Source organism: Aneurinibacillus thermoaerophilus, from assembly GCF_019603355.1.
GTDB classification, from domain to species: Bacteria; Bacillota; Bacilli; order Aneurinibacillales; family Aneurinibacillaceae; genus Aneurinibacillus; species Aneurinibacillus thermoaerophilus.
This window is the reverse complement of sequence record NZ_CP080764.1, coordinates 1,144,336-1,169,879: the sequence shown is the minus strand read 5'-3', so window position 1 is coordinate 1,169,879 and position 25,544 is coordinate 1,144,336. Positions and strand designations below refer to the sequence as shown.

Here is a 25,544-nt window from a genome sequence, read left to right as displayed (position 1 = left end):
CAGGACAGCCGCTTTCTTACTTTACAACAACATATGCTTTCTTATCCACCAAAAAAAGCGGGCACTCCGCCCCGTGCGCCCGCCTTTCACTTCACCATAATTATAAAATCGTTAAAATGTGCGTCATATCATCCAGAATATAATCAGCTTTCAATTCTTCAAATTTGGCGCGAGCTTCCTGTCCCGTCAGGCCGGTCAGCGTGGCGGCAAACTTACAGCCGATGCTGCGGGCAGCCATATAGTCAGCGACCGAATCGCCCACAACTAAAATTTCTTCCCCGTTTTCAATCGGCAGCGCAAGGTTGAAGCATTCCTCATCATGCGCATCCATGCCAAGCATGCCCTTAATGTAGCAATACGGTTGTGGCTTGGCGAGCGGCGCGCGCTCCGGATAACGCTTCTCTGCCTCCAGTACATCACTTGCGGTCACCACACGGTTTTCATCAAAATATTGAAGCAATCCCATCGTTTTGAGCGGTTCCACCGTTTCGATGCGCGGACGACCGGTGCCGATGCCGAGCACATAGCCGCGGTTTTTCAATTCGGCTAGCACTTTCGCCATTTTCTTTGGTTCTACAATCGGAATCTCGTCATCAAGAAATCCGCGTTTGCCTTCTTGATACGCTGGACGACCGATCGATTGGGCTACCAAGCGGTCACCGAGATACCATTCCTGGAACGTCTCTTGACAAAGATCCCACAATTCACTATTGCGCGAGAAAATGTCCGTCTCAATCCCTGTTTTCTCACGAACCAAATCGTTCAAATAAAGAAGCAGCGCCTGTTTTTCTGCCGTGCTTTTTTCGAAGTCTGCAACGAAGGACGCGTAGTCCACTTTAAATTCTACGCCTTTCGCCATCTCTTGCACTTTGGCGATCGCTTCACGATGAATTTGCGATGTTAAGATCGTCTCCACTTCTGCGGACTTCGTCTTATGCAACTCCGCCAGCAAACGCACCAACTCGTAGGAGAACACAAGATAGACCATATCCCAGTTGGCGTTAATACCTCTTGTTTTTATGAAATTTAACACTTTATCATCATCAAACACTTCCTTGCGCACGCGGCGGATCGTACCCTCCTCCGGCGCCGGCTCAAACGTGTCACCGGAAAGCCCCAAATATTTCGGGCTATACAGCATCTCCCATACCGTCAGCGCGGAAGCGTCGAAGTAGCGCTCCTCGCTTAGTAAAACACCGTCAACATCAAATAAAATGGTACGAAACATTTCTTCTTCTCCAGCTCCTCTAACATTGTAATCGACCCAACACGAACATTTTAACATATTTTAAGCAAAATAATCGCCTTTTTCCGCAAATTTTCCGGTGATAAAGTAAAGTATGATAAAATGAAAAAAAAGGAGGCTGAGCTTATGGAATTTCAATCCTTACATAACAAAGTTGTACTCATTACCGGCGCAAGCAAGGGCATTGGCCAGGCTATGTGCCTGCTGTTCGCGGAAAAAGGCGCCACCGTATATGCCATTGCGCGCAGCGAAGAGTTACTGCACAAACTGGCGGAAAAAGCTAAGACGAAAGGTGGCAACATCATCGCTTCACCGTGCGACGTAACCGACAGCGAAGCGGTGCAACGGCTTATTAGCCAAATTGTCCGTGAAAAAGAACGGATCGATGTATTGATCAATAACGCCGGACTTGGCCATTTCGGCCCGATTCACGAATTGACAGAAACGCAGTGGGATGAAATGATGAATGTGAACCTGAAAGGCGTGTTCCTCTGTACCAAGTATGTAGTGCCCCACCTGCTTAAGCAGCAAAGCGGCCACATTATCAATATTTCCAGCGTGGCCGGCACGGTTACGTTCCCGGGCGGCGGCGGTTACTGCACGTCCAAATTCGGTCTGATGGCGTTCACGGACGTTTTAACGCAAGAGCTAAAGCCGCACAATATTAAAGTATCTGTCATCTGTCCGGGTTCGGTGCAAACATACTTCGGGCAGAGCGACCCCAAATCCTATGCGCTCAAACCGGAAGAAGTAGCATATATCGCGTACCAGATGGCAGCCGCACCGGAAGGCGTTATTATGAACCAGGTGATTATGCGTCCGGTTGTGCCGAAAGAATACCAAAAATAAGGGAATACAACAAAAAAGGCTGAGGGAAAAACATGAAGAAAAAAGGAGTTTTTCTGCTTGCACTTATGCTTGCCGCCGGCTTGAGCATAACTGCCTGCTCACAGCAGCAAAGCAACGACCAGCAAAACGCCGCCCCTGCGCAGAAGGCAGACAAACGAGCATTCCAACAGTGGGACAAGCCGCCAGCAATGCAAATTGACCCGAACAAAACATACATCGCACATGTGGACACGAACAAAGGCTCATTCTCTATTGAACTATTCGCCAAAGATGCGCCAAAAACAGTGAACAACTTCGTATTTCTGGCGCGCGAAAAATTTTATGATGGCATTATCTTTCATAGGATCGTCAAAGATTTTGTTATCCAGGTTGGCGATCCGCAAGCAAAAGGGAATGTCCAAAATCTAAAAAATAATCCTCAAATCGGGGCCGGGGGTCCAGGCTATCAGTTCGAAGATGAATTATCTTCCAAGCATAAATATGAAAAAGGGATTGTGGCGATGGCAAATTCCAGACCGAATACGAATGGAAGCCAATTCTTCATCGGGAGCGGTGCTGGAGTAGAAACATTAAATACGCAACCTTATTACACGATTTTCGGAAAAGTGATTGCAGGTATAGATGTTGTGGAAGCGATCGCTAATACACCTGTTGAGCAAGGCATACACAAGGAACCTACACCTAGCTTTCCGAAAGAAAATGTATTTATCAAGACCATTACGATTGAAGAAAAATAACTTCTCGCTATTGTAACAGCACATGACAATACATGCGCCTCTTCTTGCCGCGCGCTTCTGGCTACTCCCTCTTGGCAGCCAGTCAACAAAACGCACGGAAAAAGAGGCGCATTTTTTTAATTTGCTTACACCTTTTTCTTCTTCACAATCGCTACAGTACAGCGGGAAACGCAAATGAGTTTATCCTCTTCGTCAGTAATCTTAATATCCCATACCATCGTTGTCCGTCCCTTATGGAGCGGCGTAGCTACTGCCGTAACGAGCCCGTCCCGCTTCGGGCGCACGTGGTTGGCATTAATCTCAAGTCCGACCGCCATTTCATTCTCTTGGTCGATTGCACTCCATGTGCCCATGCTGGCCACCGTTTCCGCAAGGACAACTGAAGCGCCTCCGTGCAACAGTCCAAACGGCTGATGCACCGTTTTGTTCACCGGCATCGTTGCCACCACACGTTCTGGTGTCATTTCTTTTATCTCAATTCCCAGCACTTCTACAAGCGTACCCTGTATATCCATGCCTTCCATACCCTCCCTCATTTTTTCACGTTTGCGCGCTCCATCATTCCGAGGCACCAACATCTCCTTTAGCAACGCAGCCTATCCTACTTTTTTCTCCGAAGGGAGCCATACGACAAAGCGTGTCCCTTCCCCTATCTTACTTTCTACGCGAATATTTCCATGATGAAGTTCAACCAGTTCTTTGACAATCGCAAGACCAAGCCCTGTCCCCGCTTCTCTGCGGGAACGTACCCGATCCACCTTGAAAAAACGCTCCCATATAAAATCAAGATCATGTTGAGAAATGCCGATGCCCGTATCTTCCACCGTCACTTCAATGCCGTCGGCCTTTTCCCGTGCCGCAAGCTTGATATGTCCCTGCTCCGTAAATTTTAAAGCGTTGCCGATTAAATTCGTAAAAATCTGCTCAACACGGTACGGATCAGCAATGATCGTCGGCAGCGGATCAACCACTTCCAGTCGTAAATCGAGGTTGCGTTTGGCCGCTTCTTCTTTAAAAGCAAATACGAGCCGATTCAAAAACGAATTCATATCAATCGGCCGCTTCACAAGGTTGACCTCCTGTTTTTCCAGGCGTACAAGTTCCAGCAAATCATTGACCAATCGGCTCATGTGCATCGTTTCTTTATACATGACATCATAATACTTCTGCCGTGACGTTTCGTCGGTGACAAGACCATCCTGCAACGCTTCCAGAAAGCCTTGCATCGCGGTCAGCGGTGTCCTCAATTCGTGTGAAACATTCGCCAAGAAATCCTGACGTGTCTGTTCGAAGTCTACTCTCTCCACTTCCACTTGTTCCAGCGTACTGGCCATCCGATTGATCGTCCGCGCCAAATCACCGATTTCATCCTCGGTCGTTACCGCTACCCGCTGTTTGTAGTTCCCGCGTTCAATCTCCAGCGCTACTTCGTCAATCCGCTTCAACGGGCGGGAAATTGTCCAGGAAAGATAAGAAACCATCGCCGTCGATAGCAAAATACCGAAAAGCGTTGCCCATACAATCATTTCCCGCATGTTGCCGACTGTCTCATCAATGCCTTCTACCGGCGCATGCAGCACAATGCCCCCAAACACTTCATTCTTCTGTCCCCATGGCACGACGACGGACAGCATCGGCTTGCTGAGCCCTTCAAATTTCAAATCCTGAACCACGTCCTTACCCTGCATGACCTGCTCAACAATCGAACGGGCTACCGATTTACCAATAAACACCTCATCCTGCGTCGAAGTGGAAATAATTCGCCCGTGGCGGTCAAACACCCAAATACGCGTATCGAATGTCTGATCTAAAAAAGCGAGCATCGCCGTCGTCTGATCGGACGGCATCGGATCGTTTTGAATGGCAAGGTTTACCTTTTTCGCTTTGCGCAGCAATTCTTCTTTTGTTCCATCATATATGTAATTTTTGGCCAGCACTGACATGGAAAGGCCAAGAGCGCCCAGCCCTAGCAACATCGTAATCATGTAGCTGAACAAGAGTTTGCGAAAAATACTTTTATTAATTCCGAACCATTCTCTCACTATGCTGAGCACGAAGCTTCCACCTCAAATTTGTAACCGACCCCCCATACCGTATGAATGCACTCATACGGCAACTTCGCCAAATGCTGGCGAATTTTTTTAACGTGTACGTCCACAGTCCGGATATCTCCAAAAAAGTCATAGCCCCAGATTCGCTCAAGCAACTGTTCCCGAGTAAACACGCTTCCCGGTGAACGTGCCAGAAACACCAGCAAATCAAACTCTTTCGGACGAAAAGCTACTTTTTCGCCCGATACGGTCACCTGGCGCCCCTGCAAGTCAATGTGAAGATCCTGAAACTGAAGCACGTTTGCTGACTCCGCTTCTTTCTCCTCATTTGTCCGTGGCTGCATCCGGCGAAAAATTGCTTTAATCCGTGCTACAAGTTCACGCGGGCTAAACGGCTTGGTTACATAATCATCCGCTCCCAATTCCAGTCCAAGCACCCGGTCGAATTCTTCTCCTTTAGCAGAAAGCATAATAATCGGCGTGTCCATAGTCTTGCGAATTTCACGGCACGCCTGATACCCATCCATCTTCGGCATCATTACGTCCAGGATAATAGCGTCCGGTTTCTCGCGCTCCGCAAGCGCAACCGCCTCGCTTCCATCATGCGCTTCTATCAAATCAATTTGCTGCTGTGAGAAGTAGAGGCGAATAATCTCCAGCACATTCGTATCATCATCAGCAACAAGTACTTTTGTTCCGTTCATTATCTCTTCCCCTCCATTCCGCATGCAAAAAATCAGGCGGAATCCGGCTCCGCAATCGTTGCTATTTTATTAGTATACCATATTTTTCGCTTTCTGTTTGTAAGTTCGCAGCGTTTGTTTATAAAATTCGCATGCAACATGTACCGAGTGTCCAGGATAAAGGAAGCGATTTCTAAAATTAAAATAACCGGTACATTTGTACCGGTTATTTTAGGAAGAAGAAGCGTGAAGCTTATATTTTATTTTTTATGGAAACTTTAAAGTAATGATTATAAACTTTCGTATTATAAATAGACGGCATTTATTTGCTGTGGTATTGTACAGGCGTTTTGCTCGTTTATTGGTCTTTTGATGTCATTTCCCACGATTGATCGTTAATGAAGCAGCATACCGTCCGTTGATGCTCCGTTTCTCACCTCCCAACGCTTTTTACTTTACAAGAAAAATGTAACAAGCTCGTGAAGCAGATAAGAACTTTTTTTGATAAAAATATGATCAATTTATGTTCTTATCATCTAACCCATATACAAAACCCAGGTTGGCACAGCTTTTGAGAAAAGGTAAGATAGAAGAAAAAACGTTTACAAATGGGAGGAAAATGGATGGAAGCTTCGCTTGAAATTGTAGTACGTTCAACCGAAATCGATGTGAATGGCCACGTTAACAATGCCAAATATCTTGAGTATCTGGAATGGGGACGGGAAGAATGGTATGAACAAGCCGAACTGCCCTATGATACGTTTCTTGAGATGGGAATCCAGACCGTAACGGTTAATATTAATATTAACTACCGCAAAGAGTGCCTGCAAAACGATCGCCTAACGATTACGACCAAGCCGGAACGGCTCGGCCGAACCAGTTATGTCCTGAAACAGGAAATACATAACCAGCGCGGCGAGCTCGTCGCGGATGCATTGGTCACAAGCGTAACCATGGACAGCAAGACCCGCAAAAGCCGTCCGGTTCCAACAAAACTGGCCCGCCTGTTCGACCGCTCCGCTTCCTGAGTGCGCATAAGAAAAACTTGCGGGCTGATGCTCGCAAGTCCTTTTTCCAGATGAAGAAAGGTAAAATCTACATACTTCATATGCAGCTGTTAATCCAAAACAGCCGACCTAACAAGATCGGCTATTCAGCCATTGTCCCCGTTTTTCGTATGCATTTTTTTCGTTTGGACGTTTTTTTTCTTTGTAAACATCGGGTGGCCACGGTGCTCTTCCGGGGAAATGAGTTGTCCCTGAAATAGTACACGCTCCGGGATCTCGATACGAAGCTGTCTGGCTAGCTTACCGGCCATGAACTTCTCCTTCGGCGCAAGCAACGATATCGCCATACCGCACTTTCCGGCACGACCGGTACGCCCAACACGGTGAATGTAACCGTCCGTATCCAACGGCAGATCAAAATTAACCACATGTGTGACGCCTTCGACATCAAGCCCGCGCGCCAGCAAATCAGTGGTGACCAGATATTGGATGCGACCGCCCCGGATACCATTCATCGCCTGCTCACGTTCCTGCTTGTTTGCTTCACTATGAATACCGGCGACATTTACTCCTTTTTTGGAAAGCCAGCTGACAATCTCCCCAACTTGATGCTGCTTCTTTACGAAAATAAGAGCACGATCAGGTTTTAGTGCATGCAGCAGGCGACGCAACATATCAAACTTTTCCCGCTCCGAAGTCACAATAAAATAATGCTCAATCGTTTCCGGTAAGCGGGACTTTCCTTTCATCTTAATCACCTGTGGTTCTTCTTCTGACCATTTCTTTCCCCATTCTTCCACCAAAGAAGAAATCGTCGCAGAGAAAACAAACAGTTGACGATCCCGCGGCGTGCGCTTTATTACCGCCTCCACTTCCGGCATGATGTTCGCTTCCAGCATCTGATCTGCCTCATCAATCACGACCATTTTCACTTCGTGAACCTTGAGCTTCTTTTTCTCGATTAAGTCATACATACGCCCTGGAGAGCCGACAATCACATGCGGCTTCTGCTTCAATTTCTCTATCTGCCGCTTACTATCCACCCCGCCCATAATAATCTGAAAGCGAATGTCCGTACCGGCACACAACTCGTCCAAAACATCGCGAATTTGTACTGTTAGCTCGCGCGTTGGAACAAGAATGAGCGCCTGAACAGCTACGGACGTGCTATCAATTCGCTGCAAAATCGGCAGCAAATACGCAAGCGTCTTCCCCGTTCCAGTCTGTGATTCACCGACCACGCTTTGCCCAGCAAGCAACAGCGGTATGGTGCGCTGCTGGATCGGTGTCGGCGTCTTAATGTTCATTCTTTCAAGTCCCTGGATTAAGAAAGGGGCCAGTGAGCTTTCAGCAAATGTCTTCATCTGTTTCTTCCTTCCTCAGGCTGAATCGGAAGCTGGATAGAGAATGTCGTCCCTTCTCCCAGCTTGCTGCGCACGGTAATCGTGCCATGGTGGCCTTCTACGATATTTTTTACGATGGAAAGCCCAAGTCCTGTACCGGCACGACCACGCGTTCGGGCCTTGTCGGCTTTGTAAAAGCGCTCAAACACAAACGGCAAATCATCGGCCGGGATTCCGCTTCCAGTATCCGCTACCTCAATGATGTACATCTCATCCTGCATAAACGTTCTTAACGTTACTCTACCTCCCTGGCCGGTATGCCGTATCGCATTGTCAATCAGATTCGTCAACACTTGCTCCAAGCGATCGGCGTCAAAATAAAACATACTGTCCGGCGCCTGCCAATCCATCTGTAAACAAATCCCCTGCTCTTTCGCCACACCATTAAATTTACGAATCACTTTGTCTTCAAGCTGAAGCAAGTTACCCGGCCGGATATCAAGCTGAGTATAACCGGCCTCCATGCGGGCTATGTCGAGCAATTCGTTGACCAGACGAGACATGCGCAACGACTCATCATAAATAATTTGCGCAAGTTCCTTCTTTTCTTCCGCCGTCTGGGCGATATCGTCAATAATCGCTTCGCTGTATCCTTGCAGCATCATAAGCGGTGTGCGCAATTCATGCGACACATTGGCGACGAAATCCTGGCGCAGCTTATCCAGCCTCCGCTCTTGTGTCATATCGCGCAACACCGCAACAGCGCCACGAATTTGATCATCGTCGTACAACGGCGCCATCACAACGGCGTATATGCGACCTTGCACAACGACATCCGTTACGACTTCTTCCGCGTTGCGCACGGCTTGTTCCAGAATGGAGCGCATGGAATCCGGGAGAAATTTGATGCCCTTTTCTACATCATTATCTTCCTCCATTCCCTGTTCGTACTCCCATGCTTTCAAAAGCGCCTCTGCCGGAGGATTCGTAACAATAATCCGTCCGTGGTGATCGAACGTCATCACAGCATCCACCATGCTTTTAAGCACACTGGACAACTGCTCTTTTTCTCTGGATAGGGCTACGATTAAATCGTTCAAACGTGAGGCCATATGATTAAACGTACTGGCCAAATCTCCGATTTCATCGTTGGTACGAATGGAGATTTGTGCTGAAAAATCCCCTTGTGCATATAAATCGGCCGCCTTTTTCATTGAATGCAATGGCTGGGTAATACGCGTAGACAAGAAAAAAGCGAAAAAGGTAGTCAAAATAATGCCTATGACTGCGGCATAGAAAATGAGCCATGTCGTCTTATTGGTCGTTTCACGCAGTTCATCCATCGTCTGGTATAAAATCAATTCATTGTTCAAATCGGGCGAATGCAAAGGCACCGCTACAGCCACGAATTCCTCATAACGCGGAACCCTGCCTTTATCCGGCACCACTTGAAAAAAGTCACGCGTCACAGCGATCCGGTCATTGCGTGCCTGTCTCAGCACTGGATGCTTCAAAAACTCTTCCGCTTTCACTTCCGGGATCGTTTTATCGCGCCGATCTACATCCTGATTGATGTATTTGCCAAGCGAACCGGTAATCACCATACGGGTATCATATACATCCACCAGCTCTCGCGCAATGCTGAGCGTTTTTTCCCTATCCTTATAAACCAGAATAACGTGCGCGATATTTTGCGCCAGTTGTTTTAAATCTTCCGTGCGCTGTTTTTCATAAAAACCGTCTAAAAATGACATCAACGTAAGACTGAGCACGGTCAACACAACCGCGACAAGCCCAATAATCGTAAACCAGAGTTTGACAACAACACGGTTCAACACTTATTTTGGCACCTCAAGCTTATAACCGATTCCCCATACGGTTGCGATCATATTGGCAGCCGTGGGAGATACCTTGTTCAACTTTTCACGCAAGCGCTTGATATGAGTGTCAACAGTGCGCAAATCTCCGAAAAACTCATAGTGCCACACATCCTTAAGCAAATCTTCCCGGGAGAATACGCGGTCGGGGTGGCGCGCCAAATAATACAGCAATTCGTATTCTTTCGGCGTCAGGCTAACCTCCTCTCCCGCCACTGTCACCCGGTGTGCATCGTGATCTATAGACAATTCAGGGAATACGATAACATTGTGTGAACTGTTCTGTGTCGTTAAAAACGCGGTCGCCGAAGAACGTCGCAACAGCGCTTTCACCCGGTAGACAACTTCACGCGGGCTAAACGGTTTGACAACATAATCGTCCGTGCCCGATTCAAAACCTTGCACCCGGTTTGCTTCCTCTCCCTTAGCGGTGAGCATAATGACCGGCGTTGCTTTTTTTTCTCTGAGTCGTGTACATACCTCGATGCCGTCAATTCCCGGAAGCATCAAGTCAAGCAAAATAATATCATAGTCGTTGGCAAGCGCCATTTCCAAGGCTTTTTCCCCGTCCTCCGCTTCCTCGATAATGAAGTTTTCTCTCTCTAGATACATGCGCAGCAGACGTCGGATGCGTTCTTCATCATCTACTACGAGCACTTTTGCTTGATGTTCCATTTACTCTCACCTCGGTTGGCATTTTCATGCAAAGCTTTCTTTTCTGCTTATTTTACCATTTTTAGCAGTGAATTGTGACCATAACCTTACAAATTCATGGCGATAATCGTACAAATTATATCGTTCCCAAAATAAGAAAAACTCACAGGCTATGCATGCTCATCCGTTTTTGTTTCATACTTCAACTTCATGGACACACTATAGGAGAGGAAGGGGGGGATTTTATGAAAAAGCCGGAACAAAAATTTGGCTATGACGCAGAAGGCGAAAAAATTGTGCAGCAGAATGTTATGAACGCCTATCAAAGCGGCGTCATCGAAGACGGTTGGGATTATTCAGAAATGGGCGATAACCCGTGGCACCATACCGAAAATGCAGCACAGGAAGAGATGTTCGAAGATAAGAGCCCGGATGACTTTGAAGAATAAAAATCCGCCTTACCCGGACAATGTCTGGGCAAGGCGAATTTTTTCTTATTTTTCCTATGCATAAGTATGAAGACCGGAAATGACAAGATTGACAAAAACAAGATTGAACATCACGATAATAAATCCGATTACGACCATCCACGCCGATTTTTTGCCGTGCCAGCCTCGAGACAAGCGGAGATGCAAATACGCGCTGTAGAATAGCCACGTAATTAGCGCCCATACTTCTTTCGGGTCCCATCCCCAGAAGCGACCCCACGCCTCATGCGCCCAAATCATCGCAAAAATGAGCGCGCCAAGCGTAAAAATAGGAAAACCAATCGCCACAGCCCGATAGCTGATTTCGTCTGCAAGATCCGGATCCAAATGGCGCACCAGGCGTCCAGCCAATGATGAAACGCGGCGACGCAAGGCAAGACGCGTAACCACGTATAACAACGTACCACCTACCACGGACCAGATAAACGTGTTAAATTTACGTGCTGCCTGATTTCCTTTCATAAAACCAGGCGCCTCAAACCAAGGTTTCATTTTGTCCACCGTCAACAATTGGCCACCTTTCGGACCAGCGATCGGCGGCATATGATATTTAATTTCCGATTCGACAACCTGGCCTGTTGGCGTCTGAAATGGTGCTTTAAACACAGCCTGATAACCGATGAACTGAAAGTAAAACACGAGCACAATAAAAGCGATCAATGAGAATACTACCCACATTACGAATTCCAGCCATGCGGCAGACGCAGACTTCTCGGAGGCATTCACCGTACGCAGCAAATACATCAGTCCGCCCGCAAAACCGATAGCAAATGCGCCCTCACCCAAAGCCGCGGTTGTTACGTGTATTTGCAGCCAATAGCTTTGCAACGCCGGAATCAAAGGTGTCACTTCGCGTGGAAATACTGCTGCGTATGCGATAATGATGACGCTTATGGGCATTACAAACATACCGATGAGCGGAATGCGATATATAAGATAAATAACAAGAAACGCAAGCGTCATCGCAAAGCCAAGAAACTGCATAAACTCAAACATATTGCTAGTCGGAATGTGTCCGCCTACATACCAACGGACACCGATAAAGACCGCGTGCAAAAGAAAACCGATGACCACTGCCGCGTACCCAAGACGTCCGAACCGGCGCGCGTGCTGTTCCGGCGTGCGGTTGCGAAAGCTACGCCCGGTTACAGCAACAAAGAAAAAAATCGTTGCAACGCAATAAAAAATGAAAGCGATAGTCAACATCGTGTAGCTAAGCCCGATAAGATTACTCACGTTTTTTATCCTCCTTTTCCAATTGCGCGGCCGATATTTGGTATCCGTTCTCCTCAAGCACCTTCACGATTTCTCTCTTTATGCCAAACCAATTCTTGTTTGTATGCGCCGCCACTAGCAGCTTGTCCCCATCAATTTGGAACCAGATGCGGCGGTGCTGCCAGTAAAAACCCATGATCAGTCCGATCATGCAGACACCAGATCCAAAGAAAACGACGGGCAGACTCTTGTCTTTACGCACCATGAGTCCGCTTACATCCACAAGATCAGGCTTTTCAAACTCATACGTTACAACCGGGGGTTTACCGTCCGCCGTCAGCGTGCTGCCGAGGAAAACCCATTGCTTCTCTCCATTCGGTGTTTTAGGCGAAATCGTATTGACGATAAACGCTGGATTGTTCGGTTCCGTCGTTTTTGTAATTGGCTTCTTTCTCTCATCCAGCGCAAAGTCAGGAAAATACTGCAACACTTGCACTTTCACCTGATCGTTTACTTTAATTTCCGTCGGCGGCGACAGCAAGTCCAATTTTATATCGCCCAGATGTTGTCCGGTTGCAGTATCAATCAATCTTAAATTTAATGCCTGAAGCTTGTTTTCTTCTTCCCCTGACTGGATTAGCCGCAATCCTTCATACTCCAAAGGATGGTTCACTTCGATATCGTGCCGCGCAACTTCCGTAAGCTTCGGCTCGGCACCCGGAATTTCAGCGTTCTCGTTTTTATAAAGCACCGCTTTCGTTTTGTACTCTTTGACGACAAGACCATCTAAATCCAATTTTTCTGGAAATTCATTATCTTGATAATACTCTTTAATAAAAGATTCATTTTTTATGTAATAATTCGTCTCTGGTACGGGCACGGTCTGCCCTTCGCGCACCCACACGTATTGATCGAGATAAAAGCCGGGAATAAGACGCATCAAACATCCGATTAAAAAAATAATAAGGCCAACGTGGTTGATGTACGGCCCCCAGCGGCTAAAGCGCCCCTTCTCCCCCAGCAGAGCGTTTTGTTCGCGGCGTACATGGTAGCGTTTTTTCTCCAGCGACCGTCCCAGCACTTCAAGAAGCCCGTCTCCGTCCCTTCCGTTCAGTTCCAGCTCAGCGCTTACTTTTTGAATTTGCAAGAACTTTCTATCTCGCTTAACACGCTGCTTTTTCAGCGCCCGATATAACGGCACCACGCGATCCAGGCTACATACGACAAGCGAAATACCTATGCCGAGCAAAAGCGCAATATACCACCAGGAAGAATACAAATTATGAAGTCCAAGCTTGTAGTAAATAAGCCCAAACCATCCATATGCTTCTGGATAAAACTGCTCCGCCGGTTTCGGCACCGGAATGTAGCGCTCCTGCGGAAAAATCGTACCGATAGCTGAAGCGATTAGCGTAATCACAATCATAATGACCGCATTGCGCACAGAGGAGAAAAAATTCCAGATGCGATCCACGAATGTTCTTTGAAATGTTTGGGAACGTCGAGCTGCCCCTTCATAACGCATATCAAGCTTTCGCCCCTTGCTTTCGCTAACAAGCGGCGCGCCACAGGATTCACAAAGCATCGTGCCCACCGGGTTTGCGTGTCCACATTCGCATTTGACTTTCTCTAACATGGCTTCACCTCAAATTTTCACGGAGCAATCTGCTGCATATTGTTCCGAATTGTCTGATATGACATCGGCCCTCCTACAATATGCTTGTAAAGCGTTCCATCCGCCTTTACAAAAAATGTAGACGGCATCTCTCCAATTTGGTATTTACGCGTAATAGCTCTGGACGGGTCCATCAAAAGCGGTAGCGCATCCAATTGATACTGACGCGCAAAAGATTTTACAGGAACTTCCGACTCCCCAACATTAATTGCAAGAATAACGACATTTTTATCTACAAATTCTTTCGCCGCCCGGTTTAAAGCCGGCATCTCATCACGGCAAGGCTCACACCAAGAACCCCAGAAATTCAACACAACCGCTTTTCCCTTCAAATCGCTCAATCGCACTTTATCCCCGTCGACCTGCTGAGCTACGAAATCGGGAACAGGTTGTCCTACCTTCACAGTCGATTCGTCTTTAAAATAAGCGCTGTAAAATGTCCAGCCAACGGCAAGCACAATGACGGCAAGCACGAGCAGTCTCGTTACCTTTCTCGATTCCATAGGTAACCTCCTCTACACTCTGCAATAACTACTGGTTCCATTGTCAAATCAGGGATCACTATACACAAATTATAACATTCATCCTAGCATTCATCATAACATTTATAACATTTACTCCTTTGCGTTGCGCATTTTTTGAACATTATGTGACACCCGGACAAAAATATGCCTGCGGCTTTTCCTTCATAAATTAACTTACCTTGATTTATGTCAGATGCAAATACGTCTATAATACTGACACACAATTCCATTAAAGACTACAAAAATGATGCATAAATATTTATTTACATATGTATTTATTCGTTGTAGAATTGAATTTATCTTACCTGTATGTTTCACAAAGAAAAAGGAGTGGACATAAGATGATTCCGACAGAAATGCAATGGAACGCTTTGTTGCAGCGTCATGCGACCGTGACCGTAATTGTAAAAGGACAAAAGATTACGGGCGACTTATATAATGTGACCGATGAACAGGTGATTTTAATCGTGCCGAATAAACAAGACTTGTTTGAAGTCATTGCGCGCGCGGATATCGACGAAATCAACTGGTAGCGCACTGCATCTGCCTATGTTAAAGAGACAAAAGCCCATCCACTTCTTCTTTTGTTAGCGGGCGGTATTTTCCTTCTGGCACACCATCCAGCGTCAGAAACCCGAGCCGAACCCGCTTTAACTTCAACACAGGATGCCCCACCGCTTCGCACATCCGGCGCACCTGCCGGTTGCGTCCCTCGTGGATGGTTAACCGGATGGCACTTCTTCTGTTTCTTTCATCGTAGGAAAGCCGCTCCGCCTGCGCGGGCGCTGTCATTCCGTCTTCCAGCATCACACCTTTGCACAGCCGCATAAGCGCTTCTTCTCCTATTCTTCCCTTCACGACTGCTTCATAGACTTTATCCAGTTCATGACGCGGATGCATGATACGGTTGGCGAACGCGCCGTCGTTCGTGAGAAGCAGCAGGCCGGACGTATCGTAATCCAACCTTCCCACCGGATAAATCCGTTCTTTAACATGCTCCATCAAATCCAGCACCGTTTTTCTTCCTTGCGGATCAGTGACCGATGTAATATAGCCGACCGGTTTATTTAACAGAAAATACACATGTTTTTCAAGCACGATTTTTTGTCCATCCACTTCAATTTCATCCCGCTCTGGATCGGCTTTGAAACCGAGCGTCCGAATTACTTCTCCGTTGACCTTCACGCGACCAGCCGCAATAAGTTCCTCGCACTTTCTGCGGGAAGCAACCCCTGCCCGGGCCATAATTTTCTGCAATCGTTCCATGTATGTATCACCCTCCTTTCCCATCATACCCTTCCCGTCGCCCGGATACAACGCGCAAACAAAAAAAGCTGGGCTCATCCTCTTTCTTCTAGCAAAAATTGCTCCAAAAAAGCAATCGCTTCTTGTTCGTCGATTCCATTTGCGGTCAATGTGACTTCTTCCCCTTTGGCAATCACCAACGACATAACCCCCATTATGCTCTTCGCATTTACAAATTTACCATTTTTACCAATGGAAATATCGCTATTAAATAAAGTTACTCTACTTACAAGTTGAGCAGCTGGGCGAGCATGAAGACCTTGTTGAAGATTAACGATTATTTTCTTTTCGATCATAAGTAAAATGAACTCCTTTTCTCATCATTTCACTTTCATTTTCATAATGGACGTTTCTCCCATTTTCGCTTCTTTAGGCCATTCCATTTCGATTTGGTCCATTCGATCTGGATTTATAATGACAATCGGTGTTATCGCACTTTTCGCTTTTTCTTTTACCAAATCTATGGAAAACTCAAGAAGCGGGTCCCCAACTTTTACTTTATCCCCGGCTCTTACATAAGCGACAAACCCTTCTCCCTGCATAAAGACGGTTTCTAAGCCAATATGAATCAATAGTTCCACTCCTTTTTCTGAACGCAAGCCAACAGCATGTTTCGTCGGAAATACCTGAACAACTTCCCCTTTTACAGGGGAGACAACTTTCCCTTCTTTTGGTATAATCGCAACTCCTTCCCCTACCATTTTTTTTGAAAAGGTGGGATCAGGCACTTCTTCTATTCTGACCACTTCACCATGTAAGGGAGCCATAATGACTTCTCTTGTGTCTTTCTCTCCAAACCACCTTTTAAACATGATTTGTCTCCTTTCTATAAAGCAAAACCGCTCCTGCCATTCTTATGTGAACATGCGGTTTTCTACGATGAATGATAACGAATCATCTTTTACCTATTGAAATTCATAAGGCAAACGTTCCAAATGTAACGTTAAAAAACCGATCTCCTTATCCGGTACATCCTTGCCTAACTCTTCAGCAATGATGTCGGCTAATTTTCGCGCTTTTGCAAATCCGTCCGAATACCGCTCACGAATACTCTCAATAAGTGGATTATCTATGGTTTTGCCGGACTTTACACGATCAATCAAGGCTTTTAAATGCGATACAAAACGAATCATAGAAAACGAATCGTCCATCTTATACCCTTCGGCTTTTAGCTGATCTAAGATTTTGGAAACAATCCGTGCAATCCCCAAAGCTACTTTTTTATCAGAAAAAGATCGGGCTGAATGAAAGTGTGTAGCCAAAAATGCGATCTCTTCTTCCGGGAGAGTAACATCAAGCTTCTTATTCAAGTACGCAACCGCTTCTTCCGCGATTTTATATTCTTCGGGATATAGATACTTAATTTCAAAAACGAACGGATTGCTTAAATAAATCCCTCTTTTAATTCGCTCAATGGCAAAGTTAATATGATCAATCAAGGCTGCATGAATTGTATCAGAGAAAGGGCCCGACAATTTTTGAATCGCCAGCGCAATCACCTCTTCTGTTGCTGCAATAATCGGAAAGTTTACCATCTTAATCACTTGCTGATAATGTTCAATCGCTTCTGCCGTATGCAAGAGAAACTCCTGCGAGATAGCGGCCGGATCGATTAAATCCCCGTTTTTTTTTTAAATCCGATACCTTTTCCAAATACTATGGAATTATTTCCGGATAAGAGTTTGGCAAGCACTACATTATGAGATAAAACTTGCACAATCTTTCGTTCCATAATCAATCCCCTCACGCATGTTTATCCCCTGTTTTTCTCTCTTTTCAAAAGTAAGGCGGCAGCGGCCTCATCAAGTACAAAGGTAACGTTAGGATGAAGTTGCAGAATACTGGCGGGCAAACTTGTCCGCACATCCCCATACACAGCTTCTACCACAGCTTGCGCCTTTTCTTCCCCAAATGCCAACAGCAAAATTTGTTTGGATAATAGAATCGACTGCAACCCCATCGTGATGGCATGTTCAGGCACTTCACCTGGACTTTCGAAAAATCTGGCATTTGCCTGAATGGTCACATGGGCAAGCTTAACAATATGCGTTTTCGATTTTAGAGAAACATCCGGCTCATTAAATCCAATATGCCCGTTAATGCCGATTCCTAAGATTTGAATATCAATAGGATTCAATTGAATAATCTGATCATACCGTTGGCATTCCTGTTCAAGATCTTCCGCGTCTCCCCTTGGAATATATGTTCTTGATTGATCGATATTCACATGATCAAATAAATAGCGTTTCATAAAATAACGATAGCTCTGCGGATGATCAGCAGAAATCCCCACATATTCATCCAGATTAATCGTTGTCACGCGGGAGAAATCAAGCCCCCACTGATGCATTCGAATCAACTCGTAATAAAGAGGAATCGGCGTCGAACCTGTGGCCAATCCAAGAACCGGATACGCACGGTTCTTGATAATCTGTTCAATAACAGTTGCACTATAAATAGCGCCTTCTCTGGCTGCCGAAAAAATCCGAATATCCATTCCCTATCCTCCTAATTTACTTTCTAAATACTAAGTTTCCGCGGACAATGGTATGCGTCACCTGTAACCGTTCATCGAATGCGATGATATCTCCATCAAATGAAGGTGCAATCACCCCTTTGCGAAGTTTAAGAAGGCGGGACTGATTTTGGGAAGTGACCCTGGATATTTCCTGTTTTCCCAGTGTTCCTGCATCGAGCAAATTTCTGACTGCCTGATCCATGGTCAATGTACTACCCGCGATCGTTCCGTTGGAAAGAGTCGCCACTCCTTGCCGAACAAAAACCATTTGTCCACCCAATTCATATATCCCGTCCTTCATGCACGCCGCCCGCATCGCATCAGTAATCAAAAGCAGCCGTTCTTCTCCCATAGCTCGCATCATCGCTTTGACTACAAACGGATGGACATGCCGATAATCGACAATCAACTCAACATAAATCTCCTCATCCGATAAACCAAATCCAGCAAGCCCCGGTTCGCGATGGTGAAATCTACTCATTGCATTAAAAAGATGAGTAACACTCTGTGCCCCCCATGCTTTTCCTTGCTGCGCATCAGAAAGGTCAGCGGCACTGTGGCCCATCGATACTACGATTCCCTGTTCAGTGGCAAAGCGAATCAATGCCTCCGCCCCCGGAAGCTCCGGAGCAACTGTTATAATCTTCACTTGATGTCGCGATCGTTCGATCCATTCTGCAAGAAGTTCAATATTCGGCTCTATAATATGTTGCTGTGCATGCGCTCCCGGATAATCGGGATTAATAAACGGGCCTTCCAGATGAAACCCTAACACCTGAGCTCCTTCAGATTGAAAGGTAGGCTCCAATGTTTCCATCACTCGCTGAATACGCTCCGGACTTTCGGTCATAGTCGTTAAATAGAGACCTGTTGTACCATGTGCCGCATGCGTTTTGGCAATCGTTTGGAATGCCTCAGGCGAGGCATCCATCGTATCTGCTCCCCCGCCGCCATGCACATGAATATCGATAAAACCCGGATACAACTCTCCATTTGTCTCAATCAATGTAGCGCCTTCCAAATCTGTCTTCGAAAGTTGCCCGGTTGCTGTAATTATTCCATCCTCAATTAAAATCTGCTGGCGTTCTTGGTTTAGAATTCCGGATACTACTGTCTTCACCACAACAACCTCCCCTATCCATTTCATGCTTAACTTCAAAAGTTTATGGTATAAATTTCATAAAAAATTTTTAGCTTGCGCTTTGATTCAGTAGTGATTTTATCTCTTCTTTAATAAGTTCCGATTCTGTTCCAAATACAATTTGTACATTTCCTTTTCCTAAACGCATAACGCCGGCTGCGCCCAACTTTTTTAACTCCTCGTCTTTCACAAGGGAATCATCACCTACGATTAGCCGCAAACGGGTAATGCACGCATCAATATTCCTGATGTTCTCGACTCCGCCAATCAACGGAAGAATAGACATCGCCCTTTCCTTCATTTCTAAAGCATTGCCCTCTTCTTTGAACGTTGTTCCCGATTCAGTCGGAACCTCATCCCGTCCCGGCGTCTTCAAATCAAACATGCGAATGAAAAACCGGAATACAAAATAATACACGATAAAGCAAGCGGCTCCAAACGGTATCAGCAACCACGGTTTGGTAGCCAAATGCCAGTTAAGAACATAGTCGATGAAACCTGCCGAAAAACCAAACCCCAAATGCATCCCTGACAAATACGTGAAAGCCATAAAAAGACCCGTTAAAATCGCGTGTATGATAAATAATAGCGGCGCTAAAAACATAAACGAAAATTCAATCGGCTCCGTAACCCCTGTCAAAAACGAAGCGAAAGCGGCCGATAGCAATACGGATGAAACGAAAGCTCTTTTTTCCGGTTTGGCTTCCTTGACCATAGCTATGCAAGCGGCCGGAAGCCCAAACATCATGATCGGGAAAAACCCTGTCATAAACATCCCTGCCGTCTTATCGCCCGCAAAATATCTGGATAAATCGCCATGAAAAACATCCCCTGCTACATTGGTAAATTCCCCGATTTGAAACCATGTAATTGAATTCAAAATATGATGCAAGCCAAATGGGATTAGCAAGCGATTTAACAAGCCGTATAAAAACATGCCGATTCCACCTGCCGAAACAATCCACATTCCCAGTGCATGAATACCATTTTGCACCGGCAACCATACATAGCCCATCACCACACCAAAAACAACCATCACCAGCGCAGTAACAATCGGAACAAATCGGCTTCCGCTAAAAAAGCCAAGCGCTTGCGGCAGTCGAATGTCTTTGTATCGTCTATACAAAAAAGCTGTCACAGCACCAGTAATAATCCCCCCTATTACCCCCATATCTAAATGAACAATCTTTTCTCCATTCGGCCCAATAACATCAAAAACATTCAACACATTGGTTAGAACAAAATAACCAAGCGTCGCAGCCAGCCCGGCAACACCGGCTCCATCCGTCAAACCGATGGCAACGCCAATGGCAAACAACATCGGCAGATTTCCAAGTATCGCCCCTCCGCCTGCCGAAAAAATTTTGGCCAGGTGTGCCATGAATGGATTTTGAAATTTCATGGCACCGATTCCCAAAAGAATTGCGGCTGCCGGCAAGACCGCAATCGGCATCATAAGTAAGCGACCGATTTTTTGTAATGCACTTAATACATTCATCATCCTATTTCCTCCCTTTATTTTTAAAATTCAAAAAAAAATAAAAGTGGGCATAAGCTTAAGAAGCAAAAAATTAGCTTCTCAAGCTTATGCCCACTTAAGGTAACATGCTTGATGGAAGATTTAAGCAAAATATAACTTAAGTAAAATATAATGAATAAGGGGGCCTTTTGTCAAGCATGTGATGAATGCGCTTTCTTATACCCGTATATTTTGGAGCGGGGTAGCGCTATCTCTTTACACTACCCCCGCTCCGGAAAAGATATAAAACTTATCCAAACACAAACCAAACGACAAGAAGCGAAGCGATCACGCCAATAAAATCGGACATGAGTCCGACTTTCAGCGCATACTTTGTGTTACGCACCGCCACCGCGCCGAAGTACACCGTAAGCACGTACAATGTCGTATCTGTGCTTCCCTGAATCGTACTCGCCAGGCGACCAATATATGAATCTGGACCATACTGCGCGATCAGATCAGTTGTAATCGCAAGCGATCCCGAACCGGTAATGGGACGCAGAAGCGAGAGCGGCAGAACCTCCGCTGGAAAATGTACAAGATCAAGCACAGGACGGAGCAGCCTAAGCAGCACATCAAGCGCACCCGATTCACGAAAAATCGTAATTGCTACCATCATTCCAACCAGGTGGGGCATAATGCGTATGGCAGTTCCAAAACCGGACTTCGCGCCGAAGATGAACGTGTCATAGACCGGTACCTTTTTATAGAGCGCGTATACAAGTACGTATGAAAGAAGGAACGGAATCGCCCAGACGGACAATTGTGTAACAAGGGCATACATTACCGCTTCCACTCCTTTCTCTGGTACCAGCGATCGATCAGAATAGCACCTGTAGTAGCGATAAACGTGGCAAGAAGGGTCGTTCCGACGATTTCCGCCGGATTGGCCGAATTGTAATTCATGCGGATCGCGATAATCGTAGTGGGAATCAGCGTCATACTAGCGGTATTTAAAGCAAGCAACGTACACATCGCTGGGGTGGCGGTCTTCGGATCAGGATTTAGCTTTTGCAGCTCCTGCATCGCTTTTATCCCCATCGGCGTCGCCGCATTTCCAAGACCAAAGAGATTGGCCGTCATATTTGAAAGAATGTAGCCAAAAGCAGGATGATCTTTCGGTACGGTAGGAAATAACCAGCGGGCGAGCGGCCCAAGCAGGCGAGCCATTTTGTCCAGCAGGCCCGCTTCTTCCGCCACTTTCATCACACCCATCCAGAAAATAAGAATACTGATTAACCCAAACGTAACAGTCACGCCGGTTTTGGCTCCTTCGAACACCGCCTTGTTGACCGCGTCCACATTTCCTGTTACAAACGCGGTCACAATTCCGATAAAAATCATACCCGCCCAAATATAATTTACCATCTACATCCCCTCCAGCATCGTCCTGAAGAACGATTCCAGATTCGATGTAAAGCGGTTCCCGATCGCCTGTGCCACTGTTTCCTGTTCGATCGTAAGCGCTACCCGCCCAATGAGTTTACCATCAAGCCTAATCTCAAGGAACGGCCCTCGAATATTGCGAACCAATTGCTTTTCTATCCGCGATTTCTCCTCTTGCGACAGCGGATAGGAGAATGCTTGCTTGGTATAATAGGCAAGTACGCCATCTTCCCGCTTATCTTCGCCTACCCGTTCGCCCGCGCGTATAACCTCCGTGCGCGGAAACTGGCTGAATCCGTAATCCAACCATTTCATGGAGTCTTCCCAATCCTGCGGCGCATTTAATACTACGACAGCAAGCTGTTGTCCGTTCCGGGTAGCGGAAGAAGATAGGCACCGTTTCGCCAGTTTTGTGTATCCCGTTTTTACCCCGTCTGCTCCTTTATACAGGCGGAGCATTTTATTTTTGTTCACCAGCTTGCGATCCCATTGCTCTTCTTCCCACGGAATGTATTTTACTTGTGTGGAAACGATTTTGCGGAATTCCGGGTTGCGCAGGGCATACGCGGTCAACAACGCCATATCCCGCGCTGTAGAATAGTGATTGTCGCTATCATCAAGTCCATGTGGATTCGTAAAATGGCTGGAGTGCATGCCAATATATTCCGCTTTTTCGTTCATAAGACGAGCAAAGCCTTCGATAGAGCCCCCCACATGTTCGGCAATCGCCACGGCAGCGTCATTACCCGAACGCAGCATCAAGCCGTACAACATATCTTCCATTTTCATTTTTTCGCCACGCTTCAAATAAATGGAGGAGCCCTCTTTGCCGTATGCGCTATTCGGCGTTGTGACAATATCCTGACTATTCCCTTCTTCAAGCGCAACAATAGCTGTCATAATTTTTGTCAGGCTGGCAATACGCATTCGTCTGTCCGCTTGCTTTTCCGCGAGAATGCGTCCGGTGGCGACGTCAATAAGTGCGGCGGTTTCCGCAGACACGGGCGGAAGCGCGGGCCCGGCAGCGATCGTCGGTTGCGGCAGCATCATCAGAAAAGCAATGAGTATAAAAACGAGCTTTTTCACTCCGATCCCCCTTTGCCATTTGCACAGTTTGTCCTGTCCCATCTATGTACATGTATATGGCTCATCCAGGAGATTATGAGCGTTCAAACAAATTTTAGCTTCTTATCACCCGCAACCACTAATAATAAAACCCTAAGCGCTCTGTATCCGCTTAGGGTGTAGGTTCTGCTTTATTTTTCTGATAGAAAAGATACGCTTCTTCTTCTTCGACTTCGGAGCCTTCCGCAGGGAATTCGGGTGGAGGCGGCAGTTCATCCAGACTGCGCAGGCCAAAATATTCAAGAAACTCTTTGGTTGTACCGTACAAAATCGGACGGCCTATTGTATCAGCCCGGCCCACTTCTTTAATTAAATTTTTACTCGTTAGGCGATTAATTGCGCTCTCGCATTTTACCCCCCGGATTTCCTCCAGCTCCAGACGCGTAATCGGCTGCTTGTACGCGATGATCGCCAGCGTCTCAAGCGCCGCTTGCGAAAGCGTTGCGTGTGACGGCGTATGCGCCAGTTTCTCAAAATACTCCGCGAATTCCGGACGCGTCGTAAACTGGTACGCCTGTGCAATCTCGACAATTTGCAAACCGCGATTCTGTTCTTTATAGTCTTTTTTCATTTCATCCATAAGGGCAACTACTTCATGGATTTCCAGATCGAGAATCGAAGCAAGCTGCTTTGCTTCAATTCCTTCGTCCCCGGCTACGAACAGGAGCCCTTCCACAATCGCCTTCAACCGTTCTATGTCAATCATACCGCATCCTCCTGCATCCGCGATACTGTAATATCTTCAAATAATCCGTCCTGCTCGCAAACAACGATTCGCTTCTTCATCATTTCCAAGATCGCAAGAAATGTCGTTACGATCTCGATTTTGGAGTTTCCTTTTTCTAAAAGTTGAGAGAAGTATATTTTTCCGCCAGCTACCGCAAGCAACCGCTCGATTTCCTCTATGCGATCGCGCAACGAAATCTCGTCGCGTTGCACTTTCACCGCACGCTCCTTGCGGCTCACTCGCTTTAGCGCTTTCTGAAGCGCATCTACCAGATCGTAAATCGTCACGTTGGCGATCGGGTTCTCATCTTCCGGAATGAATCGAGATAAATCTTCCGCCGGTCGCGTATACACACGGCTCCGCTCTTTTTCCCGATCACGGAATGTTTCCGCGATTTTTTTGTATTTTTTATACTCCAAAAGGCGCTGCACCAACTCTTCCCGTGGGTCGCCTTCCTCTTCATAAACCTCCGCGCCCCATTCATCAAACACCGGTTCTTCGCGACGCGGCAAAAGCATTTTGCTTTTAATCGCGAGCAGCGTCGCCGCCATAACAAGAAATTCACTCGCGATATCAAGCTGCAACTCCTGCATAATATATAAATGCTCCATATACTGATCGGTAATTTCTACAACCGGAATATCGTAAATATCGACTTCCGCCCGTTCAATTAAATGAAGCAGCAAATCCAGCGGCCCTTCAAACGTATCAAGTTTGATATCGACTCCCACCGATCGTCCACCTTTCTACTGTACAAAGGAAACCAGCATGTTTCGCACCCATTCAAATGGTGTGTACAAAATGATCGAGCCAAGACCAGGAATAAAAATAAGCAGGAGCAGAACAAACATGCCGTACGGCTCCATTCGCTCAAAGAAAGCATCATAGCGACGCGGCATAATATAACGCAAAAATTTCGAACCGTCCAACGGAGCAAACGGGAGCATATTAAACACAAACAAAGCTACATTAATAGTAAAGCTCCAAGCGACCGTGTTTACCGCAAGCGTTTCAGCCCATGTCGGCCACGTATTCATCACACCACTCGTAAGCAAATATACATGTAGCTGCAAAAACAAAAACGCTAAAATCAAGTTGGTCAACGGTCCCGCGACCGCTACATATACCATGCCTAAACGGCGGTTGCCGCGGAAATGAAACATGTTTACCGGCACCGGACGCGCCCAACCAAACGGCCCGAATAGAATCAGCAGCATCCCGAACGGATCAACATGGCTAATTGGATTGAGCGTCAGACGTCCTTCGTTTTTTGCCGTACGATCTCCCAATTTATAAGCAACATACGCGTGCGCCCACTCATGAACAGAAAACGCGATCACAAACGCAATCACTCGATAAAGCAACGAATCCCAGTCAAAATAAAACAATGCCGCTCCCCCTTACCGTATCAAGCTGCAACTCATTCTACCATATGCCTGTCATCTGCACAATTCTGCCGTTTTCCCGTTTTCGT

The 25,544-nt window shown here is 46.4% G+C and carries 29 protein-coding genes; 5 read left to right on the top strand and 24 right to left on the bottom strand.

Going from position 1 to position 25,544, the window contains the following annotated elements:
- Positions 1-100: 100 nt before the first annotated feature.
- A complete protein-coding gene (locus K3F53_RS06285; RefSeq protein ID WP_057899349.1) occupies positions 101-1,228 on the bottom strand; it encodes an HAD family hydrolase in 1,128 nt (375 codons plus the stop codon).
- 144 nt (positions 1,229-1,372) lie between these two features.
- Between K3F53_RS06285 and K3F53_RS06280 the strand changes: the two genes are divergently transcribed.
- Entirely contained in the window at positions 1,373-2,095 is a 723-nt protein-coding gene (locus K3F53_RS06280) for an SDR family oxidoreductase (protein ID WP_175493552.1), read from the top strand.
- Positions 2,096-2,127: 32 nt separating this feature from the next.
- Positions 2,128-2,832 (top strand): peptidylprolyl isomerase, encoded by a 705-nt coding sequence (locus tag K3F53_RS06275; protein WP_057899351.1) that lies wholly within the window; start codon positions 2,128-2,130, stop codon positions 2,830-2,832.
- Positions 2,833-2,957: 125 nt separating this feature from the next.
- Here the strand turns inward: K3F53_RS06275 and K3F53_RS06270 are convergent, their stop codons facing one another.
- The 3 genes from K3F53_RS06270 to K3F53_RS06260 all read right to left on the bottom strand — a co-directional run bounded on the left by K3F53_RS06270 (position 2,958) and on the right by K3F53_RS06260 (position 5,587).
- A complete protein-coding gene (locus tag K3F53_RS06270) occupies positions 2,958-3,347 on the bottom strand; it encodes a hotdog fold thioesterase (RefSeq protein WP_408863292.1) in 390 nt (129 codons plus the stop codon).
- Positions 3,348-3,428: 81 nt separating this feature from the next.
- Positions 3,429-4,886, bottom strand: a complete 1,458-nt coding sequence (locus tag K3F53_RS06265; protein ID WP_327850969.1) for a sensor histidine kinase — start codon at positions 4,884-4,886, stop codon at positions 3,429-3,431.
- Entirely contained in the window at positions 4,874-5,587 is a 714-nt protein-coding gene (locus K3F53_RS06260; protein WP_057899352.1) for a response regulator transcription factor, read from the bottom strand. Before K3F53_RS06260 ends, K3F53_RS06265 begins: the two co-directional genes overlap by 13 nt.
- 602 nt (positions 5,588-6,189) lie before the next feature.
- Between K3F53_RS06260 and K3F53_RS06255 the strand changes: the two genes are divergently transcribed.
- A complete protein-coding gene (locus K3F53_RS06255; protein ID WP_057899353.1) occupies positions 6,190-6,594 on the top strand; it encodes an acyl-CoA thioesterase in 405 nt (134 codons plus the stop codon).
- A 125-nt stretch (positions 6,595-6,719) separates the two neighbouring features.
- On the opposite strand, the gene K3F53_RS06250 is transcribed toward K3F53_RS06255, so the two are convergent.
- Genes K3F53_RS06250 through K3F53_RS06240 form a run of 3 tightly spaced genes read right to left on the bottom strand, consistent with a single transcriptional unit; the run spans position 6,720 to position 10,468 of the window.
- Positions 6,720-7,937: a DEAD/DEAH box helicase gene (locus tag K3F53_RS06250; protein WP_057899354.1), complete on the bottom strand. Its 1,218-nt coding sequence runs from the start codon at positions 7,935-7,937 to the stop codon at positions 6,720-6,722.
- Positions 7,934-9,754: a HAMP domain-containing sensor histidine kinase gene (locus K3F53_RS06245; RefSeq protein ID WP_057899355.1), complete on the bottom strand. Its 1,821-nt coding sequence runs from the start codon at positions 9,752-9,754 to the stop codon at positions 7,934-7,936. Before K3F53_RS06245 ends, K3F53_RS06250 begins: the two co-directional genes overlap by 4 nt.
- Positions 9,755-10,468, bottom strand: a complete 714-nt coding sequence (locus tag K3F53_RS06240) for a response regulator transcription factor (protein ID WP_057899356.1) — start codon at positions 10,466-10,468, stop codon at positions 9,755-9,757.
- A 224-nt stretch (positions 10,469-10,692) separates the two neighbouring features.
- Between K3F53_RS06240 and K3F53_RS06235 the strand changes: the two genes are divergently transcribed.
- Positions 10,693-10,896, top strand: coding sequence for a hypothetical protein (locus K3F53_RS06235; protein ID WP_057899357.1), 204 nt, complete (start codon positions 10,693-10,695; stop codon positions 10,894-10,896).
- A 54-nt stretch (positions 10,897-10,950) separates the two neighbouring features.
- On the opposite strand, the gene ccsB is transcribed toward K3F53_RS06235, so the two are convergent.
- From ccsB to resA, 3 genes are read right to left on the bottom strand one after another with little or no spacing between them, the layout of a single operon-like run.
- The gene (gene ccsB, locus K3F53_RS06230; RefSeq protein WP_057900375.1) at positions 10,951-12,141 is read right to left on the bottom strand and encodes a c-type cytochrome biogenesis protein CcsB; all 1,191 of its coding nucleotides are present in this window, start codon (positions 12,139-12,141) and stop codon (positions 10,951-10,953) included.
- Between the two features lie 22 nt (positions 12,142-12,163).
- A complete protein-coding gene (gene resB, locus K3F53_RS06225; protein ID WP_057899358.1) occupies positions 12,164-13,786 on the bottom strand; it encodes a cytochrome c biogenesis protein ResB in 1,623 nt (540 codons plus the stop codon).
- A gap of 17 nt (positions 13,787-13,803) precedes the next feature.
- The gene (gene resA / locus K3F53_RS06220; protein WP_057899359.1) at positions 13,804-14,328 is read right to left on the bottom strand and encodes a thiol-disulfide oxidoreductase ResA; all 525 of its coding nucleotides are present in this window, start codon (positions 14,326-14,328) and stop codon (positions 13,804-13,806) included.
- A gap of 362 nt (positions 14,329-14,690) precedes the next feature.
- Here resA and K3F53_RS06215 point away from each other — a divergent pair, with 362 nt between their 5' ends.
- A complete protein-coding gene (locus K3F53_RS06215) occupies positions 14,691-14,882 on the top strand; it encodes a hypothetical protein (RefSeq protein ID WP_057899360.1) in 192 nt (63 codons plus the stop codon).
- 19 nt (positions 14,883-14,901) lie between these two features.
- Here K3F53_RS06215 and K3F53_RS06210 read toward each other — a convergent pair whose 3' ends face one another.
- The 14 genes from K3F53_RS06210 to K3F53_RS06150 form a co-directional block, all read right to left on the bottom strand.
- A complete protein-coding gene (locus K3F53_RS06210) occupies positions 14,902-15,615 on the bottom strand; it encodes a pseudouridine synthase (protein ID WP_057900376.1) in 714 nt (237 codons plus the stop codon).
- Positions 15,616-15,689: 74 nt separating this feature from the next.
- A complete protein-coding gene (locus tag K3F53_RS06205; protein ID WP_057899361.1) occupies positions 15,690-15,950 on the bottom strand; it encodes an HPr family phosphocarrier protein in 261 nt (86 codons plus the stop codon).
- Between the two features lie 24 nt (positions 15,951-15,974).
- Complete coding sequence (locus tag K3F53_RS06200; protein ID WP_057899362.1) at positions 15,975-16,466, bottom strand: PTS sugar transporter subunit IIA; 492 nt, start codon at positions 16,464-16,466, stop codon at positions 15,975-15,977.
- 93 nt (positions 16,467-16,559) lie between these two features.
- Entirely contained in the window at positions 16,560-17,234 is a 675-nt protein-coding gene (locus K3F53_RS06195) for a BglG family transcription antiterminator (RefSeq protein WP_236781883.1), read from the bottom strand.
- 32 nt (positions 17,235-17,266) lie between these two features.
- On the bottom strand, positions 17,267-17,386 hold the full coding sequence (locus K3F53_RS19340) for a CAT RNA binding domain-containing protein (RefSeq protein WP_236781884.1): 120 nt from the start codon (positions 17,384-17,386) through the stop codon (positions 17,267-17,269).
- A gap of 21 nt (positions 17,387-17,407) precedes the next feature.
- A complete protein-coding gene (nagB, locus tag K3F53_RS06190) occupies positions 17,408-18,151 on the bottom strand; it encodes a glucosamine-6-phosphate deaminase (RefSeq protein WP_057899363.1) in 744 nt (247 codons plus the stop codon).
- A 16-nt stretch (positions 18,152-18,167) separates the two neighbouring features.
- Entirely contained in the window at positions 18,168-19,292 is a 1,125-nt protein-coding gene (gene nagA / locus K3F53_RS06185; RefSeq protein ID WP_062731158.1) for an N-acetylglucosamine-6-phosphate deacetylase, read from the bottom strand.
- Positions 19,293-19,362: 70 nt separating this feature from the next.
- Positions 19,363-20,814 carry an N-acetylglucosamine-specific PTS transporter subunit IIBC gene (gene nagE, locus K3F53_RS06180; RefSeq protein WP_057899365.1) on the bottom strand — a complete coding sequence of 484 codons (1,452 nt, stop codon included), beginning with the start codon at positions 20,812-20,814 and terminating at the stop codon, positions 19,363-19,365.
- Positions 20,815-21,082: 268 nt separating this feature from the next.
- Positions 21,083-21,616, bottom strand: coding sequence for a spore maturation protein (locus tag K3F53_RS06175; protein WP_057899366.1), 534 nt, complete (start codon positions 21,614-21,616; stop codon positions 21,083-21,085).
- Entirely contained in the window at positions 21,616-22,200 is a 585-nt protein-coding gene (locus K3F53_RS06170; protein WP_057899367.1) for a nucleoside recognition domain-containing protein, read from the bottom strand. Before K3F53_RS06170 ends, K3F53_RS06175 begins: the two co-directional genes overlap by 1 nt.
- On the bottom strand, positions 22,201-23,304 hold the full coding sequence (locus tag K3F53_RS06165) for a D-alanyl-D-alanine carboxypeptidase family protein (RefSeq protein ID WP_057899368.1): 1,104 nt from the start codon (positions 23,302-23,304) through the stop codon (positions 22,201-22,203).
- A 151-nt stretch (positions 23,305-23,455) separates the two neighbouring features.
- Positions 23,456-24,046, bottom strand: coding sequence for an SMC-Scp complex subunit ScpB (gene scpB / locus K3F53_RS06160; RefSeq protein ID WP_057900377.1), 591 nt, complete (start codon positions 24,044-24,046; stop codon positions 23,456-23,458).
- Positions 24,046-24,801, bottom strand: coding sequence for a segregation and condensation protein A (locus tag K3F53_RS06155; RefSeq protein WP_057899369.1), 756 nt, complete (start codon positions 24,799-24,801; stop codon positions 24,046-24,048). The genes scpB and K3F53_RS06155 overlap by 1 nt, the downstream gene beginning before the upstream one ends.
- A 15-nt stretch (positions 24,802-24,816) precedes the next feature.
- Positions 24,817-25,458 carry a site-2 protease family protein gene (locus tag K3F53_RS06150; RefSeq protein ID WP_057899370.1) on the bottom strand — a complete coding sequence of 214 codons (642 nt, stop codon included), beginning with the start codon at positions 25,456-25,458 and terminating at the stop codon, positions 24,817-24,819.
- Positions 25,459-25,544 lie beyond the last annotated feature (86 nt).

What these genes read in the sequence shown, in the direction of transcription:
- K3F53_RS06200 (WP_057899362.1), bottom strand. Translation starts at nt 16,466, where the DNA reads ATGTTTAAAAGGTGGTTTGGAGAGAAAGACACAAGAGAAGTCATTATG.
- ccsB (WP_057900375.1), bottom strand. Translation starts at nt 12,141, where the DNA reads ATGTTGACTATCGCTTTCATTTTTTATTGCGTTGCAACGATTTTTTTC.
- K3F53_RS06170 (WP_057899367.1), bottom strand. Translation starts at nt 22,200, where the DNA reads ATGGTAAATTATATTTGGGCGGGTATGATTTTTATCGGAATTGTGACC.
- K3F53_RS06205 (WP_057899361.1), bottom strand. Translation starts at nt 15,950, where the DNA reads ATGATCGAAAAGAAAATAATCGTTAATCTTCAACAAGGTCTTCATGCT.
- K3F53_RS06275 (WP_057899351.1), top strand. Translation starts at nt 2,128, where the DNA reads ATGAAGAAAAAAGGAGTTTTTCTGCTTGCACTTATGCTTGCCGCCGGC.
- K3F53_RS06210 (WP_057900376.1), bottom strand. Translation starts at nt 15,615, where the DNA reads ATGGAACGATTGCAGAAAATTATGGCCCGGGCAGGGGTTGCTTCCCGC.
- nagE (WP_057899365.1), bottom strand. Translation starts at nt 20,814, where the DNA reads ATGATGAATGTATTAAGTGCATTACAAAAAATCGGTCGCTTACTTATG.
- K3F53_RS06175 (WP_057899366.1), bottom strand. Translation starts at nt 21,616, where the DNA reads ATGTATGCCCTTGTTACACAATTGTCCGTCTGGGCGATTCCGTTCCTT.
- K3F53_RS06240 (WP_057899356.1), bottom strand. Translation starts at nt 10,468, where the DNA reads ATGGAACATCAAGCAAAAGTGCTCGTAGTAGATGATGAAGAACGCATC.
- K3F53_RS06215 (WP_057899360.1), top strand. Translation starts at nt 14,691, where the DNA reads ATGATTCCGACAGAAATGCAATGGAACGCTTTGTTGCAGCGTCATGCG.
- K3F53_RS06270 (WP_408863292.1), bottom strand. Translation starts at nt 3,347, where the DNA reads ATGGATATACAGGGTACGCTTGTAGAAGTGCTGGGAATTGAGATAAAA.
- K3F53_RS06280 (WP_175493552.1), top strand. Translation starts at nt 1,373, where the DNA reads ATGGAATTTCAATCCTTACATAACAAAGTTGTACTCATTACCGGCGCA.
- resB (WP_057899358.1), bottom strand. Translation starts at nt 13,786, where the DNA reads ATGTTAGAGAAAGTCAAATGCGAATGTGGACACGCAAACCCGGTGGGC.
- nagB (WP_057899363.1), bottom strand. Translation starts at nt 18,151, where the DNA reads ATGGATATTCGGATTTTTTCGGCAGCCAGAGAAGGCGCTATTTATAGT.
- K3F53_RS06285 (WP_057899349.1), bottom strand. Translation starts at nt 1,228, where the DNA reads ATGTTTCGTACCATTTTATTTGATGTTGACGGTGTTTTACTAAGCGAG.
- resA (WP_057899359.1), bottom strand. Translation starts at nt 14,328, where the DNA reads ATGGAATCGAGAAAGGTAACGAGACTGCTCGTGCTTGCCGTCATTGTG.
- K3F53_RS06235 (WP_057899357.1), top strand. Translation starts at nt 10,693, where the DNA reads ATGAAAAAGCCGGAACAAAAATTTGGCTATGACGCAGAAGGCGAAAAA.
- K3F53_RS19340 (WP_236781884.1), bottom strand. Translation starts at nt 17,386, where the DNA reads ATGGAACGAAAGATTGTGCAAGTTTTATCTCATAATGTAGTGCTTGCC.
- K3F53_RS06255 (WP_057899353.1), top strand. Translation starts at nt 6,190, where the DNA reads ATGGAAGCTTCGCTTGAAATTGTAGTACGTTCAACCGAAATCGATGTG.
- K3F53_RS06260 (WP_057899352.1), bottom strand. Translation starts at nt 5,587, where the DNA reads ATGAACGGAACAAAAGTACTTGTTGCTGATGATGATACGAATGTGCTG.
- K3F53_RS06250 (WP_057899354.1), bottom strand. Translation starts at nt 7,937, where the DNA reads ATGAAGACATTTGCTGAAAGCTCACTGGCCCCTTTCTTAATCCAGGGA.